This is a genomic window from Mesorhizobium amorphae (assembly GCF_014843845.1).
GTDB lineage: Bacteria > Pseudomonadota > Alphaproteobacteria > Rhizobiales > Rhizobiaceae > Mesorhizobium > Mesorhizobium amorphae_A.
In genome coordinates this window covers 342818-358787 of record NZ_JHQS01000061.1, presented here as the reverse complement: position 1 = coordinate 358787, position 15970 = coordinate 342818, and the positions used below count along the sequence as shown (strand labels likewise).

The 15970-nt window shown below is 64.5% G+C and carries 17 protein-coding genes and 1 pseudogene; 6 read left to right on the top strand and 12 right to left on the bottom strand.

What is annotated here, in order from left to right; genetic code table 11:
• Positions 1 to 3: 3 nt before the first annotated feature.
• On the bottom strand, positions 4 to 1257 hold the full coding sequence (locus tag DH08_RS28215; RefSeq protein WP_065518125.1) for an aspartate kinase: 1254 nt from the start codon (positions 1255 to 1257) through the stop codon (positions 4 to 6).
• A gap of 223 nt (positions 1258 to 1480) precedes the next feature.
• Here DH08_RS28215 and DH08_RS28210 point away from each other — a divergent pair, with 223 nt between their 5' ends.
• Both DH08_RS28210 and ubiG read left to right on the top strand, forming a co-directional pair.
• Positions 1481 to 1780, top strand: a complete 300-nt coding sequence (locus DH08_RS28210; RefSeq protein ID WP_192182529.1) for an antibiotic biosynthesis monooxygenase family protein — start codon at positions 1481 to 1483, stop codon at positions 1778 to 1780.
• Positions 1781 to 1864: 84 nt separating this feature from the next.
• A pseudogene (gene ubiG, locus DH08_RS28205) lies at positions 1865 to 2610 on the top strand (bifunctional 2-polyprenyl-6-hydroxyphenol methylase/3-demethylubiquinol 3-O-methyltransferase UbiG).
• 6 nt (positions 2611 to 2616) lie between these two features.
• Here ubiG and DH08_RS28200 read toward each other — a convergent pair.
• Positions 2617 to 3531, bottom strand: a complete 915-nt coding sequence (locus DH08_RS28200) for a DMT family transporter (protein WP_192182528.1) — start codon at positions 3529 to 3531, stop codon at positions 2617 to 2619.
• A 102-nt stretch (positions 3532 to 3633) separates the two neighbouring features.
• On the opposite strand from DH08_RS28200, the gene DH08_RS28195 reads away from it, so the two are divergent.
• On the top strand, positions 3634 to 4119 hold the full coding sequence (locus DH08_RS28195) for a MarR family winged helix-turn-helix transcriptional regulator (RefSeq protein ID WP_192182527.1): 486 nt from the start codon (positions 3634 to 3636) through the stop codon (positions 4117 to 4119).
• Between the two features lie 106 nt (positions 4120 to 4225).
• Here the strand turns inward: DH08_RS28195 and DH08_RS28190 are convergent, their stop codons facing one another.
• From DH08_RS28190 to DH08_RS28175, 4 genes are all read right to left on the bottom strand, one after another.
• Positions 4226 to 4651, bottom strand: coding sequence for a DUF1178 family protein (locus DH08_RS28190; protein WP_192182526.1), 426 nt, complete (start codon positions 4649 to 4651; stop codon positions 4226 to 4228).
• On the bottom strand, positions 4648 to 5514 hold the full coding sequence (locus DH08_RS28185) for a carbon-nitrogen hydrolase family protein (RefSeq protein WP_192182525.1): 867 nt from the start codon (positions 5512 to 5514) through the stop codon (positions 4648 to 4650). Before DH08_RS28185 ends, DH08_RS28190 begins: the two co-directional genes overlap by 4 nt.
• Positions 5515 to 5524: 10 nt before the next feature.
• Positions 5525 to 5794 (bottom strand): glutaredoxin 3, encoded by a 270-nt coding sequence (gene grxC, locus DH08_RS28180; protein ID WP_006199923.1) that lies wholly within the window; start codon positions 5792 to 5794, stop codon positions 5525 to 5527.
• A gap of 85 nt (positions 5795 to 5879) precedes the next feature.
• Positions 5880 to 6680, bottom strand: a complete 801-nt coding sequence (locus DH08_RS28175; protein ID WP_192182524.1) for a double zinc ribbon domain-containing protein — start codon at positions 6678 to 6680, stop codon at positions 5880 to 5882.
• A 63-nt stretch (positions 6681 to 6743) separates the two neighbouring features.
• On the opposite strand from DH08_RS28175, the gene DH08_RS28170 reads away from it, so the two are divergent.
• Positions 6744 to 7616 (top strand): methyltransferase domain-containing protein, encoded by an 873-nt coding sequence (locus tag DH08_RS28170; RefSeq protein WP_192182523.1) that lies wholly within the window; start codon positions 6744 to 6746, stop codon positions 7614 to 7616.
• A 32-nt stretch (positions 7617 to 7648) separates the two neighbouring features.
• Here the strand turns inward: DH08_RS28170 and DH08_RS28165 are convergent, their stop codons facing one another.
• From DH08_RS28165 to argJ, 5 genes are all read right to left on the bottom strand, one after another.
• Positions 7649 to 7831, bottom strand: a complete 183-nt coding sequence (locus DH08_RS28165) for a Flp family type IVb pilin (protein WP_192182522.1) — start codon at positions 7829 to 7831, stop codon at positions 7649 to 7651.
• A gap of 111 nt (positions 7832 to 7942) precedes the next feature.
• Positions 7943 to 8251 carry a hypothetical protein gene (locus DH08_RS28160; protein ID WP_192182521.1) on the bottom strand — a complete coding sequence of 103 codons (309 nt, stop codon included), beginning with the start codon at positions 8249 to 8251 and terminating at the stop codon, positions 7943 to 7945.
• Positions 8252 to 8346: 95 nt separating this feature from the next.
• Positions 8347 to 8769: an 8-oxo-dGTP diphosphatase MutT gene (gene mutT / locus DH08_RS28155; protein WP_192182520.1), complete on the bottom strand. Its 423-nt coding sequence runs from the start codon at positions 8767 to 8769 to the stop codon at positions 8347 to 8349.
• Complete coding sequence (locus DH08_RS28150) at positions 8766 to 9539, bottom strand: GNAT family N-acetyltransferase (protein ID WP_210328898.1); 774 nt, start codon at positions 9537 to 9539, stop codon at positions 8766 to 8768. The genes mutT and DH08_RS28150 overlap by 4 nt, the downstream gene beginning before the upstream one ends.
• A 5-nt stretch (positions 9540 to 9544) precedes the next feature.
• Complete coding sequence (gene argJ / locus DH08_RS28145) at positions 9545 to 10786, bottom strand: bifunctional glutamate N-acetyltransferase/amino-acid acetyltransferase ArgJ (protein WP_192182519.1); 1242 nt, start codon at positions 10784 to 10786, stop codon at positions 9545 to 9547.
• 351 nt (positions 10787 to 11137) lie between these two features.
• On the opposite strand from argJ, the gene DH08_RS28140 reads away from it, so the two are divergent.
• Complete coding sequence (locus tag DH08_RS28140; protein ID WP_192182518.1) at positions 11138 to 11734, top strand: TetR/AcrR family transcriptional regulator; 597 nt, start codon at positions 11138 to 11140, stop codon at positions 11732 to 11734.
• 72 nt (positions 11735 to 11806) lie between these two features.
• On the opposite strand, the gene DH08_RS28135 is transcribed toward DH08_RS28140, so the two are convergent.
• The gene (locus tag DH08_RS28135) at positions 11807 to 12724 is read right to left on the bottom strand and encodes a peptidylprolyl isomerase (RefSeq protein WP_192182517.1); all 918 of its coding nucleotides are present in this window, start codon (positions 12722 to 12724) and stop codon (positions 11807 to 11809) included.
• 263 nt (positions 12725 to 12987) lie between these two features.
• On the opposite strand from DH08_RS28135, the gene secA reads away from it, so the two are divergent.
• Positions 12988 to 15720 carry a preprotein translocase subunit SecA gene (gene secA, locus DH08_RS28130; protein WP_192182516.1) on the top strand — a complete coding sequence of 911 codons (2733 nt, stop codon included), beginning with the start codon at positions 12988 to 12990 and terminating at the stop codon, positions 15718 to 15720.
• Positions 15721 to 15970: the final 250 nt, after the last annotated feature.

The window sequence follows — 15970 nt, the reverse complement described above, 5'->3', positions numbered from 1 at the left end:
TTGCTATTGCTTATCCAGACCGTAGACGGAATGCAAAGTGCGAACCGCAAGTTCGGTATACGGACCGTCGATCAGTATCGAAATCTTGATCTCGGAGGTGGTGATCGCCCGGATATTGATCGCCTTGTCGGCCAGCGCCTTGAAGGCGGTGGCCGCGACGCCGGCATGGCTGCGCATGCCGATGCCGATGACCGAGACCTTCGACATGCCGGCTTCCGACTGCACGACGTCGTAGCCGATCGTCGCCTTCAGGCGCTCCAGCACGGCAAGCGCCTTGTCGACGTCGCCGGACGGCACTGTGAAGGTCATGTCGGTGAACTTGCCGTCCTCGGAGATGTTCTGGACGATCATGTCGACATTGATGTTGGCCTCGGCCAGCGGCCCGAAGATACCGGCGGCAACGCCAGGGCGGTCGCCGACGCGGCGCAGCGAAATCTGCGCCTCGTCCTTGGCGTAGGCAATTCCGGTGACGACCTGCTGTTCCACGATCTCTTCCTCGTCGCAAATAAGCGTTCCGGGCGGATTGAGCAAATCCCCCATTCCGGGGGCGTCGGGATCGTCGAAGGACGACCGCACGAAGGTACGCACCCTGTGCACCATGGCAAGCTCGACCGAGCGCACCTGCAGCACCTTGGCGCCGAGCGAGGCCATTTCGAGCATTTCCTCAAAGGAAATCTTGGCCAGCCGGCGCGCCTTCGGCTCGATGCGCGGATCGGTGGTGTAAACGCCGTCGACATCGGTGTAGATGTCGCAGCGGTCGGCCTTCACCGCCGCCGCGATGGCGACGGCGCTTGTGTCGGAGCCGCCACGGCCGAGCGTGGCGATGCGGTTGTCGGGCCCGATGCCCTGGAAACCGGCGACCACCGCCACCTGGCCCTCGCCGAAGCGCTTGACCAGGAACGCGCCGTCGATGTCCAAAATACGCGCCGCGCCATGCGCATTGTCGGTCTTGATCGGGATCTGCCAGCCCTGCCAGGAACGGGCATGCACGCCCATGTTCTGCAGCGTGATCGCCAACAAGCCGGCGGTCACCTGTTCGCCGGAAGCGACGACAGCGTCATATTCGCGCGCGTCGTGCATCGGCGAGGCTTCGCGCGTCCAGCCGACCAATTCGTTGGTCTTGCCGGCCATCGCCGAAACCACGACCGCGACCTCATGGCCGGCGTCGACCTCGCGTTTGACGTGACGCGCCACATTGCGGATGCGGGCGATGTCGGCGACGGAGGTTCCGCCGAATTTCATCACGATGCGCGCCATGGAAGCGAAATGCCTTTGACTGAAGCCGGCCTGTAGCCGAATGCGGAAAGAAGCGCCCGGCTTATGCCGGCCGCTGAATGCGCGGCCTCCTTAGCCAAAACAGCAAAGCTTCGCAAGCGACGGGGGAAAGAACGGCTTGGCCGCAATAGCAGTCCTCCTGACAGTCTTTCATCGGCCTGCCATGCGATAAGACAAACAGGAACCTCGAACCGTGGAGAATTTGATGACCGAGACCCTGGAAATCGTCAGCTTCCGCCTCAAGCCAGGGACCAGGGCCGGCTTTGTCGCCGGCAACGGCGTGGTCACGGACTGGCTTGCGCAACAGCCAGGCTTTCTCAGCCGCCACCTGGCCGAGCGCGAGGATCAGAGCTGGCTCGATGTCGTGCGCTGGCAGAGCCTGGCACAGGCTCATGCGGCAGCCCAACGGATCATGGCTGAGATCGGCGATTGCGAAGCCATGCAAGCAATCGACCCAGCGAGCGTCGACATGGGCCATGCGGCGGTCGTGCTCTCGACCTCGTGAGGTCATGTTGGCAGCAGGCGAAAAATGCCGCCTTGACTTTCTTTGCCCGGCACCCGACTTCCTAGCGTCCGAGGAGACCCGCCTATGCCAGAGCCCCGACGATCGACGATCGATGCCGGAGAAGTGGAACGCTTCTCGGCACTTGCCGCCGAATGGTGGAACCCGAACGGCAAGTTCCGTCCGCTGCACAAATTCAACCCGGTGCGGCTTTCCTACATCCGCGACCAGGTGGCGGCGCGCTTCGGCCGCGACCCGCGTGCGGCGAGGCCCTTCGAAGGCCTGCGCTTCCTCGACATCGGCTGGGCGGACTTCTGGGGGAGCCGATGGCGCGGCTCGGCGCCGAAGTGGTCGGCGCCGATGCTTCCGCCACCAACATCGAAGTCGCCAAACTGCATGCGGCCGAGGTCGGCGTCAACGTCGACTACCGCGCCACGACCGCCGAGGATCTGGCCGACGCCGGCGAGACATTCGACGTCATCCTCAACATGGAAGTGGTCGAGCATGTCGCCGACATCGACCTGTTCGTGGCCAAATGCGGCCAGATGGTCAAGCCGGACGGCATCATGTTCGTGGCCACCATCAACCGAACGCTGAAGGCGCTCGGCCTTGCCATCATCGGCGCCGAATACGTGCTGCGCTGGCTGCCGCGCGGCACCCACCAGTTCGGCAAGCTGGTTCGCCCGGAAGAGCTGGAAAAGGCACTTGGTGCCGCCGGCATGAGCGTCATCGACCGCACCGGCGTCGTCTACCATCCACTCGCCGACCGCTGGCAGCGATCGAAGGACATGGACGTCAACTACATGGTGCTGGCGGAAAAGGGCTCGGTCTGAACCGGCTCACGCCGCCTGACTCTGCGCCTTCGGGCTGGTCTGGTTCTGCGCCTTGGTGGTGATGAAGACGCCGGCGGTGATGATGACCGCGCCCGCCCAGGTCAGCAGTTGGTAGTGCTCGCCAAGGAAGATCGTGCCGGCAAACAGGCCGACCGCGGCCGCCACATAGCCGATCTGGCTGAGATAGACCGGGCCGCCGACCGCTTGCAGCCGGAAGAAGAAGACAAACATCGCCGAGGCCGACGCCATTTGGCCGGCGGCCACCAGCGACACTTCGCCGAGCGGGGCAAAGGCCGTGACGCCGAACAGCGCCAGAATCCCGGCAAGCAACATCGTTGCCGAGGCCAGATGGCTGCCGACGGCGAGTTCGATCGGGCCGGTGCCTTCGGGCCAGTCGACGGTGCGGTAGATGTTGCCGGCGGCAAGGCTGACCGGGATCAGCAGCCCGACCGCCACCCAGATAAATTCAGCCGGCTGGCCAGCCTCGCCGCGCGTCACGGCGACCATCACCGCGCCGACGAAGCCGACGGCAATGCCGGCGACGCCAAGCATGTTGGGTCGCCTGACACCGAGCAGGATCGAAAACACCAGCGTGATAACAGGCGACAGCGTGAACATGATGCCGGTGTAGCCGGCGCCGAGATGCGGAATGGCCGAAAACATCAACAGGTTGGGGAAGGCATAGGACACCGCCGCGGTGATGAGGAAATAGCGCAGCCTGTGCGGCGTCAGCGCCACCCCCTGCCCACGCAGCAGCAAGGCCAGGAGGAGCACGCCGCCGGCGCCGAGCGAAATGACGAAGGCCCAGACCATGGCCGGCACGCCGGCCGCCGTGGCGAGCTTGCCGAACGGCAGCGTCAGGCCGAGCAGGCCGCCGGTGACGACCAGCAGGCCGAGCGCCGAATCCCAGAGAAGTTTCATCAGATGAACCCGTCGTTCCGTTCGCGGCGCTTGGCCCACATCATATCTTGAGATAAGATAATACAAAGATTCTTAACATCAAGATATTTAATGGTGAGATAGATGGACCGCGCCGCAAGGGCGATCGAACAATGGACGCGGGAGCGACCGGATCTGGACGTCTCGCCGATGGCCGTGCTCGGACGTTTGAACGAAGCCTCCTCGCTGATCGCGCGGGAGCACCTGGCGCCGCTGTTTGCCCGCTTCGGACTGCAGTCGGGGGAATTCGACGTGCTGGCGACGTTGCGTCGTTCCGGCCAGCCTTACGCGCTGACGCCGACCGAACTTTATGAGGCGACGATGGTCACGTCAGGTGCGATGACCAACCGGCTCGATCGGCTGGAAAAGGCCAGATTGATCCTGCGCGGCCCGCACCCCAACGACCGGCGCGGGATTGTCGTACAACTGACCGAAAAGGGGCTCGCCTTGATCGACGAGGCGGTCGCCGCACATGTCGCCAATGAGCACGAAATCCTCGCCGGCCTGACTGAGCCCGAGCGGGAGACGCTCGCCCATCTGCTTGGAAAATTGATTGGGAGCCTGAGCTAGAGCAATTCCAGGAAAAGTGCGCAGCGGTTTTCCGTCCGGAATTGCGTAAAAACAAATACTTAGAGTGGGGCAGCGATTCTATCAAAAGCTGAACCGCTCTAGACGCTCAGTTGCGATCATCCGGAAAACTCGGAATCGGCATGAACTCGACGCCGTCCTCGGCCAGGCTCCTGGCCTCGTCCACCGTCGCCTCGCCATAGATGCCGCGCGGATCGGTTTCGCCGAAATGGATCTTGCGCGCTTCCTCGGCGAACTTGTCACCGACATAGTCGGCGTTCTCGCGCACTTTCTCGGCCATCGCCTTCAGCTGCGCCAGCGCCTGCTTCTGCGCCTCGCCCATGGCCAGCGCGATCTTTTCGTGCTTGCGCCCTGTCGACACCGCCGGCGCCATCAGCGCCTTCTCGACCTTGTGTGAGCCGCAGCTCGGGCAATCGACGAAGCCGCGCTTCTTTTGGCGGTCGAAATCGTCGTTGCTGCGAAACCACGCCTCGAATTCGTGTTCGTGCTCGCAGATAAGGGAAAATCGGATCAAGAAGCCGCACCCCTGAGACGCGGCGCCTCGCCCGAGCCGGCGTTGACGACAAAATCCCGCGCGTTTTTCAGATTGGGGATCTTCCTGCGTGCGGCAAGCGATTGCGCCGGATCGATCTCGGCGACGATCACAGCCGGCTCGTCATGCGCGGCTTCGGCGATGATGCGGCCCCACGGATCGACGATCAGCGAATGGCCATAAGTTTCGCGGCCGTCCTCGTGCAATCCGCCTTGCGCCGCGGCGACGACATAGGCGCCGTTCTCGATGGCGCGAGCCCTGAGCAGGACATGCCAGTGCGCCTCCCCGGTCTGGCGGGTGAAGGCGGCGGGCACGCTCAACAGGTCAGCGCCGGCCAGCGCCTCGGCACGGAAAAGCTGCGGAAAGCGCAAATCATAGCAGACGGCAAAGCCCAGCCTGGCGCCATCGATGTCGGTGACGACCGCCTCGGTACCGGGCTCGTAAGCGGCGGATTCGCGCCAGCTCTCGCCATTGTCGAGGTCGACATCAAACATGTGGATCTTGTCGTAGGTGGCAAGCGTGGCGCCATCCGGTCCGAACAGCAGCGCCCGGTTGGCGAGCTTGCCGTCGGCGCGAAGGATGGCGGTCGAGCCTATATGCAGGAAGATGCCCAATTCCTTCGCCAGCTTGCGCGAGGTCGAGACGATGATGTCCTTGTCCTCGGAGGTGAAGGAAGCGGAACGCGCCTCCTTGTCGCGGATCAGCGCACCGGTCATTTCCGGGGTCTGGATGTAGGTCGCACCCTGGCCTGCCGCCTCGCGCACCAGCCGCTCCAGATCGACCGCGTTGCGCTCCGGGCTCTCGCCTGAACGCATCTGGATCGCCGCTGCCTTGAAAGCACCCATGGTCATGTCCTTATGTGGTCGAGCCGTTGGCAAGCAGCCTGTCCAGACGGCCCTCCGCCTCCAGCTCGTGGAGGTCGTCGGACCCGCCGACATGCGTATCGCCGATGAAAATCTGCGGAAAGGTTGATCGGCCACGCGCCCGGGAAATCATTTCCTGGCGCAGTTCCGGCGAGAAGGAGGCATCGTGCTCCTTGTAGGCAACGCCCTTGCGCTCGAGCAGCCGCTTGGCCGCCGTGCAATAGCCGCACATCATGCGCGTATAGATCGTCACATCGACCATCGGTCAGAAATCCTGCCTATGCATGTCACCCTGAAGCGCGCAGCGCTTCTGGGACAACGGCATGCACAAAAACAACAATTCCAATCTATATAGTCGCGGACTCGTCGGCCCGAAAGTCCCCCGGCAGCACACGCGCAAAGGTCAGCACGTCGACCGCTCCGGCACCGCCCCGCTTCAGCGCCTTGGCCACCGCGCGAACCGTGGCGCCGGTGGTGTAGACATCGTCGATCAGCAGCACCCGGCGGCCGGCGATCTCGATTTGCGCCTCTGTGGGCACGCGGAAGGCCGCACGCACATTCTCCTCGCGCTCCTGCCGTTCCAGCCCGACCTGCTGACGGGTGAGTTTCACGCGCCGGATCGCGGAGGGTGAGAACGGCAGGCCGCTGAGATGCGCGACGGCCCTTGCCAGTTCCGCCGACTGGTTGAATTGCCGCCGGAAGAAGCGCCGCCAATGCAACGGCACCGGCACCACCACGTCGGCCTCGGCGATCAGTTCGGCGCCGGCGCGCAGCATCCAGCGCGCCATCCACGGCGCCAGGTCGGTGCGGTCCTGGTATTTCAACCCCTGCACCATCTGGCGGGCGACACCCGAATAGACGACAGCCGCCCGGGCACGATCGAAAGGCGGCGGATCGGCGATCGCCTCGGCGGAAAGGAACCCTTCACCCATGTCATGGGTGAACGGCGTGCCCATGACGGCGCACCACGGTCGTTCCAGCAGCCTGAGCTTGGGCCAGCAGGCGCCGCACAGCACGCCGGGCTGCGAGACATGGCGGCGGCAGCCGGCGCAGACCGGCGGAAACAGGATGCGCGCCGGCAAGGCCAGGGCCTTTAGCGCAGCGCTCTTGATCGCAACGGTCTTGATCTTCGACATCGGATCGGCCACGTGGTTGGTTCTCCGCCACCATAGAACCACTCTTTCGGAGTGCGGAAAACAGGAACCCGTCCGTTGCAGCCCCTGATCGATACGCCTTTGTGGCTGGCGCACAAGCGTCGCGCCTTGGCCCGCCCCGTCGGCGGCGCCGATTTCCTGATGCAGCGCGCGGCTGAGGACCTTGCCGACCGGCTCGGCGCAGTCGAGCGCAAATTCGCCAGGGCGGCGACGCTGTTTTGCCAGACGCCGGCGGCAGCGGACGTGCTCGCCGAAAGCGGCAAGGTGACGGAAATCGTGCGGGTAGAGGCCGACCCGGCCTTCCTGGCAGGCCTGCAGGGATTGGTGGCGCCGCTGGAAGCCGTGCCGTTCGAACCGGAGAGCCTCGACCTCGTCGTGTCGCTCCTGTCGCTGCAGGCGATGAACGACATCCCCGGCATGCTGGTGCAGATCCGCCGTTCGCTCCGGCCCGACGGCCTCTTTCTCGGCGCCTTTGCCGGTGCCGGCACGCTTTCGGAGTTGCGCGAGAGCCTGCTTGCCGCCGAGACGGAGCTCTACGGCGGCGCCAGCCCGCGCGTCATTCCGTTCACCGACGTCCGCGATGCCGGCGCGCTTCTGCAACGCGCTGGCCTCGCGCTGCCGGTCGCCGATGTCGAGACGGTGACGGTACGCTACGATACCCTGTTCGACCTCGTCGCCGATCTCAGGGCCATGGGCGAGACCAGTGCGCTCGTCGATCGCAGCAGGCGGCCCGGCACGCGAAGGCTCCTTGCCCGTGCCGCCGAAATCTACGCGGAACGGTTCTCCGACGCCGACGGCCGCGTCAGGGCGAGTTTTTCGATTGTCTGGATGTCCGGCTGGGCGCCCGATGCCTCACAGCAGAAGCCGTTGAAGCCAGGCTCGGCCAAGGTCTCGCTGAAGACGATACTGGAAAATCCCGACCGGCGTTGATCGGCTTTTTTGCAATGAACACGGCGACGCAATCAGTGCTGGGCGAAGGCGTTCGTAAGCTGGCTGTTGGTGTCGCTGAAAAGCCACTTGATTGCATTGGCTGCCTGGCCGACGCCGCCGACGATGGCGAGCGACAGCACGGCGACGATCAGGCCATACTCGATGGCCGTGGCGCCTGTCTCATCTTTCAAAAAGCGTTGCAGCAGCGTTGTCATGGTCGTCGATCCCTCTTGCCAGGACCTTAGCGCCGACCCGTTAAGAAAGGTTAACGGCAAAGGCTTAACAGGCGGTGAAACAGGCCGGTTCCGTGGAAAGCATTAACCAAGTCAGCAGTCGCCGCTGCGCGTGCCGTCGTTGCGGATGATGCACACCGCTCTCGGCATTGGCTGCAGCACGCTGCGGCGCAGCGTATAGGTGTCGCGATGGCCGATCGAACCCGTGCTCATTGCGTCGAGGCCGCCGAAACTGTCCCGGGCCGCTTGCGACCGGCTGTCGAGAAACGGTGTCGCGATCAGGGCCAGCGCCACCGCGGCCGAGCCGAACAAGAGCGTGATGCGCAATATGCCCATGCCGGCATCGGCGGCGCGGAAGCCGCGATCGGGCCGGATCGAGTCCCAGTCTTTCTCGAGGCTCATGCTGTTGCTCCCAAGCATGTTGGCCGAAGTCCGGCCTGCCTCAATTTTTCACACCGGGATAAATCTTCTATTAACGCTGACTAAAACGATGGCGATCACAACAGGTCGATGAGGAACTGGATCAGCGGCGCATCGGCGGGCGGCATTGGATAGTCGCGCATCTGGCGCGGCCGCACCCATTTCAGCGTCTGGCCCTCCTTCGGCTGCGCGATACCGCGAAAGCGGCGGCAGATGAACAGCGGCATCAAGAGGTGAAAATCATCATAGGAATGGCTGGCGAAGGTGAGCGGCGCCAGGCACGGGATATCGGTCTCGATGCCGATCTCTTCATGCAGTTCGCGGATCAGGCACTCCTCCGGCGTCTCGCCGGGTTCGACCTTGCCGCCGGGGAACTCCCACAGGCCGGCAAGTTGCTTGCCTTCGGGGCGCTGCGCCAGAAGCACGCGCCCGTCGGTATCGACCAGGGCGCAGGCCGCGACGAGAAGCAGACGCCTGCCAGCTGGTTTGACGTCGTTCATGCGCCGGCCGGCCGGCGATAGTGATAGCGGTAGACTTCCTCGAAGCCCAGCGAACGGTAGAGCGCCAGGGCCGGCGCATTGCCGGCCTCGACCTGCAGCCAGGCCTCCCGCGCGCCGCGCAGCCGCGCCCATTTCAGCGCCGACAGGATAAGGTTGCGGCCGTGGCCCTTGTTGCGCGCCGCCTTGTCCGTGGCGACCTCGAACAGACCGGCGAGATCGCCGTCATGGACGCAGATCAGCGTCGCCAGCGGCTCGTTTCCCTCTTCGAGCGCGAACAGACCGGCCTCGGGCTGGATGGCGCCGATGATCTCCGACAGGCCGGGCCGCAGCGACACGTCCGAACCGCTCACCTTGAGCGATGCGCCGATGAAGCGGCTGATGTCCTTCAACGGGATCTGATCCATGGCGGGCGCGAGTTGCGCGTCCGCCAGCGGCAGGCGCATCACCAGCGATTCGTCGAAACTGCTCCAGCCTTCGCTGTCGAGGTGCTTGGACAGGTCCGGACCCGACAGCGGCGATATGCGGAAGGTCAGCGGCCTGCCATAGGCGTCGAAACGCCGGCTGGCGCGGCCGATGCGATCGGCGATGTGCTGGATATCGCCGGGGTCAAGCGGATTGACCGAGTTCAGCCGCTTGGCCGGATGGCCGGCCGTCAGCCGCACCACCCAGGTGCCGTCATAATGGACGGCCGCCGCCGGCCAGGCGCGAAACCCGGCCGCCTCGTAGCGACGCACGATGGCGAGCACGCTTGCCGGATGTCTGGAAACCAAGGCCGTCAGCTCCGATAGTCGCCATTGATGGCGACATATTCCTTAGTGAGGTCGCAGGTCCACACCGTCGCCTTGCCCCGGCCGATGCCGATATCGGCACGGATGCGGATGTCGTCGCGCTTCATGTAGGCCGACGTCGCCTCCTCGGAATAGGCCGGATCGCGTTCGCCTTCATGCGCCAGCCTGTTGTCGCCGAACCAGATCGACAAAAGGTCGCGGTCGGCCGGCTCGCCGGCCTTGCCGACGGCCATGACGACACGGCCCCAATTGGCGTCCTCACCGGCGACCGCCGTCTTGACCAGCGGCGAATTGGCGATCGACAGTGCGATGCGCTTGGCCGAGCGCGCCGATTTGGCGCCGGTGACGGTGACTTCAACCTGCTTGCGGGCGCCTTCGCCGTCGCGCACCACCTGCAGCGCCAGCGATTTCAGCACCTTGCCAAGCGCACGGCGGAAAGCGCCGAGGCGGGCATCCTTGGGATCGCTGATCGCGGGCGCGCCGCGCCTGGCGGCAGCACCTGTGGCGAAGACGAGTAGCGTGTCGCTGGTCGAGGTGTCGCTGTCGACGGTGACCGCGTTGAAGGTCTTGGCCGTGCCGCGCGACAACAGATCCTGCAACACGGGCGACGCGATCGGCGCGTCGGTGGCGATGAAGGAGAGCATCGTCGCCATGTCGGGCGCGATCATGCCGGCGCCCTTGGAAATGCCGTTGATGGTGACATCGGCGTCGCCGAGCTTGATCGTCGCCGTCGCCACTTTCGGATAGGTATCCGTGGTCATGATGGCCTTGGCCGCCTCGGTCCACAGGTCCGGCTTGCCGTCCTTGACCAGCCCGGCGAGCAGGTGACTGAATTTGGTCGTATCGAGCGGCTCGCCAATGACGCCGGTGGAGGCCAGGAACACTTCGCCGGAGCTGCATCCGGCCGCTTTGGCCGCCGCTTCGCCGGTCAATGCGGTAGAGGCACGGCCCTTCTGGCCGGTAAAGGCATTGGCATTGCCGGAGTTGACGACCAGCACGCGCGCCTTGCCGGCGCCAAGGTTCTGCCGGCAGAAATCGACCGGCGCCGACGGGCATTTCGACTTGGTGAACACGCCGGCGACGGTAGTGCCGGCGTCGAACACCATGGCCAGCAGGTCGGTGCGGTTCTTGTATTTTATCCCGGCCTCGGCAGTGGCGATGCGCACGCCCTCAATCGCGGGCATTTTGGGATACTTCTTCGGCGCGAGCGGCGAAATCGTTGCGGACATGCGGGCCTCGGGCGGGAAAATCGCAAAGGGAAGGCCGGTTTGCCCGATACGACGCGCCGGCGCAAGGGCGTTTTCGCCGCTGTTGCGAGCCGCGCGAACCTACGTGCCGAGGGACAAATCGGCGCCGCGCCTGACCGACAAGGCGCGCGTTAGGCTCGGGCTTGTCATGCGCGACGGCCAATAGCGCATCGATTCGGAAACCTCGGAAGCCATGAATAGGCGTCCGCGACTTCTGCGGTCCCGCGGGGAGGAGCCGTCGCGTTATCCCTTGTCCAGTCGAGAAACGGCCCGTTTCGTTTCGCCGCGGGTCTTGTATGATCCCCTGCGAAAATTGCCGGCAAGGAAAAGCAGATGAGTGAGCAAGCGCATCCGGGGCGCAGATCGATTGGTGCCAGGCGCAATCCCGACAGCGCCGATGCCATTCTCGATGCCGCCGAGGCGGTGCTGGCGGAGGCCGGCTATTCCGGCTTCTCGATCGAGGCGGTGGCGCGGCGGGCACGGGCCGGAAAGCCGACGATCTACCGCTGGTGGCCGAGCAAGGCCGCCTTGCTGCTCGAGGTCTACCAGCGCGGCAAGCGCGTTACCGTTCCCGATACCGGCAATCTCGAGGAGGACCTCGTCGGCTTCCTGAACAACCTGTTCCGGCACTGGCGCGAGACGTCGTCAGGCAACGTATTCAGATCGCTGGTCGCCGAGGCGCAGTCGGATGAAGCCGCAGCCGTGGCCCTTGCCGAGTATGCCGGTGGGCGCCCAGCCCACACCGGCCAGATAATCGAGCGCGCGAAGGCAAGGGGCGAGGTTGCAGCCGATATCGATTCCGCGCTGGTCGCCGACCTGGTGTCCTCCTATGCCTGGAAGCATCTGCTGACCAACCGGCTCGACGAAGGCGAACCGACGATACGCAAGGCGGTCCGTTATTTGACGCAAGGCATAGCGGGCGCCCGTTAGCTAAAACCGCGGCCGATTGAAAAAAGGGGCGCGGCAACCAGGTTGCCGCGCCCCTTTTGAAGTTCTTCGGCCTTACTTGGCGCTTTCCATCGTGTCGACGGCCTTTTTCAGGTTCGCGTCGGGAATCTCGACCTTGGCGGCGCCGCGCAGCGACTTGACCAGCGCAAAGTACTTGTCGCGGATGACGGCCTGCTTGGCCTGGTCCTTGACCTCTTCGAAGGCCGGCGGCTGCTTGGTGCGCTTGTCCTCGAGCTTGATGACGTGCCAGCCGAACTGCGACTGCACCGGCTCCTTGGTGTATTTGCCGACTTCGAGCGCGAATGCCGCCTTGTCGAATTCCGGCACCATCTGGCCAGGTCCGAACCAGCCGAGATCGCCGCCATTGGACTTGCCGCTCGGATCGCTGGTGTGCTCGTTGGCGAGCTTCTGGAAGTCGGCGCCGCCGTCGAGCTGCTTGATGATCGCCACGGCCTCTTCCTTGGTCTTCACGAGGATGTGACGGGCGTGCACCTCATTGACCGGCGGCGTGTTGGCGATTTCCTGGTCGTAGCGGGCGCGCACCTCGGCGTCCGTGACCTTGTCGACGACGCCCTTCTCGACCATTTCGCCATGCAGGGCGCGCTGCTGCAGGAACGCCATGCGGCGCTGGAAATCGGGATCCTTGTCGAGGCCGGTGGTGACCGCCTGGGCGGCCATGATGCGGATCTCTATGGCTGCCGAAAGGGCCGCCGCACGGCGCTGTTCAGGCGGAAGCTGCGCAAACTGCTGCGACAGCTCGCCTTCGGCAAGCCCAAGGTCTGCCTCGGTCAGCGTCTGGCCGTTGACGGTGGCGACCACCGTGTTGGGGTCGACGGGTGCTGCCGCCGGGGCCGGGGTTGCCGGCTGGACGGGGGCGGCTTCCTGCGCCATCAGGGGCGGCAGCGACAGAGCCGACAGGCCGAAAGCCAGGCCAAAGCTGGCGAGCGACGCACGGCGGAACGATAGGGACATTAAGTTAACTCCGATGGGGATTGCCGATGGGGTTGCTTGAGCAAAATGGCTTGCAGATCAGCCAGATTGTGGCGGAATTTGGCGCGGTCCGCAGGACGAGCGCGGCGTTGACATCAGTTGAGCCCCCTCTTATCTGTCCAACGACTTTGCGTCCAGAACCGTTTTCCGGGCGCTTTTTGCGTTTGTCCGCGTTTCACGCGGAATTGATGGGGCCGGCCGGCACCCGTCGCAACGATTAAGAATGCTATCGAAAGGGCCATTGGATGGTCAGTCTCGGCGGTCTCGCCCGTAAGGTTTTCGGCTCCTCCAACGATCGCCGCGTCAAGTCGACACGGCCGCGCGTCGAGGCGATCAGCGCCATGGAAAACGAGATGCGGGCGCTCTCCGATGCCGATCTCAGGGGCCGCACGGAGAAATTCCGCCAGGACATCGCCAACGGCGCCTCCCTCGATGATCTCTTGATCCCGGCCTTCGCCACGGTGCGCGAGGCCGCGCGCCGTGTGCTCGGCATGCGCCCGTTCGACGTGCAGCTGATCGGCGGCATGGTGTTGCACAATGGCGGCATCGCCGAGATGCGCACCGGCGAGGGCAAGACCCTGGTCGCGACGCTGCCCGTTTATCTCAATGCGCTGGCCGGCAACGGCGTCCACGTCGTCACGGTCAACGACTACCTCGCCACCCGCGACTCCGAGTGGATGGGCCGGGTCTACAAATTCCTCGGCCTGACGGTCGGCGTCATCGTCCATGGCCTCTCCGACGAGGAGCGCCGCGTCGCCTACGCCGCCGACGTCACCTACGCCACCAACAACGAGCTCGGCTTCGACTATCTGCGCGACAACATGAAGTACGAGCGCGCCCAGATGGTGCAGCGCGGCCATAGCTACGCGATCGTCGACGAGGTCGATTCCATCCTGGTCGACGAGGCGCGTACGCCGCTGATCATTTCCGGTCCGCTCGAGGACCGTTCGGAGATGTACAACACCATCGACGCCTACATGCTCCAGCTCGGCCCGGAAGACTACGAGATCGACGAGAAGCAGAAGACCTCGATCTTCACCGAGGACGGCACCGAGAAGCTGGAGAACCTGCTGCGCGCGGCCGGCCTGTTGAAGGGCGAGTCACTCTACGACGTCGAGAACGTCGCCATTGTCCACCACGTCAACAATGCGCTGAAGGCACACCGGCTGTTCCAGAGGGACAAGGACTACATCGTGCGCAACGGCGAGATCGTCATCATCGACGAGTTCACCGGCCGCATGATGCCGGGCCGCCGCTATTCGGAAGGCCTGCACCAGGCGCTCGAAGCCAAGGAACATGTGGCGATCCAGCCGGAGAACCAGACGCTGGCCTCCGTCACCTTCCAGAACTATTTCCGCCTCTACAAGAAGCTTGCCGGCATGACCGGCACGGCGCTGACCGAGGCCGAGGAATTCGGCAACATCTACAATCTCGAAGTGACCGAGATCCCGACCAATTTGCCGGTCATCCGCAGGGATGAGGACGACGAGGTCTATCGGACCGTCGAGGAAAAATACAAGGCGATCGTCAAGGAGATCCGCGAGGCGAGCGCCAAGGGCCAGCCGACGCTGGTCGGCACCACCTCGATTGAAAAATCCGAGCAGCTGGCCGAACGCCTGCGCAAGGAAGGCTTCAAGGACTTCGAGGTGCTGAACGCCCGCCACCACGAGCGCGAGGCGGCCATCGTCGCCCAGGCCGGCAAGCCCGGCGTCATCACCATCGCCACCAACATGGCCGGCCGCGGCACCGACATCCAGCTCGGCGGCAATGCCGAGATGCGCATTGCCGAGGAACTCGGCGACATGCCTGAAGGTCCGGAGCGCGAGGCCAAGGAAAAGGAAATCCGCGACGACATCGCCAGGCTGAAGGAAAAGGCGCTTGCCGCCGGCGGCCTCTACGTTCTGGCCACCGAGCGCCATGAATCGCGCCGCATCGACAACCAGCTGCGCGGTCGTTCCGGCCGCCAGGGCGACCCCGGCCGCTCGAAGTTCTTCCTGTCGCTGCAGGACGATCTGATGCGCATCTTCGGTTCCGAGCGCATGGACGGCATGCTGCAGAAGCTCGGCCTCAAGGAAGACGAGGCGATCATCCATCCGTGGATCAACAAGGCGCTGGAAAAGGCGCAGAAGAAGGTCGAGGCGCGCAACTTCGACATCCGCAAGAACCTCTTGAAATATGACGACGTCTCGAACGACCAGCGCAAGGTAGTGTTCGAGCAGCGCATCGAACTGATGGACGGCGAGGGCCTGTCCGAGACCATCGCCGAGATGCGCGAAGGCGTCATCGAAGAGATCGTCGCCAAGAACATTCCCGAAAACGCCTATGCCGAGCAATGGAACGTCGCCGGCCTCAAGGCCGAGGTGGCCGAATTCCTCAACCTCGACCTGCCGGTCGAGGACTGGGTAAAGGAAGAAGGCATTGCCGAGGACGACATCCGCGAGCGCGTCACCCAGGCCGCCGACGCTGCCGCCAAGGAGCGCGCCGAGCGTTTCGGCCCCGACGTGATGGCCTATGTCGAGCGTTCGGTGGTGCTGCAGACGCTCGACCATCTGTGGCGCGAGCACATCGTCAATCTCGACCATCTGCGCTCGGTCGTCGGCTTCCGCGGCTACGCCCAGCGCGACCCGCTGCAGGAGTACAAGGGCGAGGCGTTCGAGCTGTTCCAGGCGATGCTGGGCAATCTGCGCCAGGCCGTCACCGCGCAGCTGATGCGCGTCGAACTGGTGCGCCAGGCGGCGGAAGCTCCGCCTCCGGAAGCACCCGACATGTTCGGCAGCCATATCGACGGCACGACCGGCGATGACGACTTTGAAGGCGGCGAGACCGCACTTCTGGTCCGTCAGGAGAGCAACGCCATCGTCGCTCCCGAAAACCGCGACCCGAACAACCCCGCGAGCTGGGGCAAGGTCGGCCGCAACGAAGCCTGCCCCTGCGGCTCCGGCAAGAAATACAAGCACTGCCATGGGGCGTTCGCGTAGCGCACCTTATTCCTTCTCCCCGTCCCTATACGGGGAGAAGGTGCCCGAAGGGCGGATGAGGGGCGGCGCCGGCCCTGGCGATTTTTTCCGACCAGGAAAACCGGCGTTACAGCAGCCCTGACGCTCGCACGGCGGCCGTTGCCTCGCCGCGCGAGACGGCTCCAGCTTGTCCAGCACCGCCGAGACATGATGATCGACCGTCCTTGGCGAGATGGTCAGATGCGCGGCATGCCGAGGCCCCGCGTTTCCA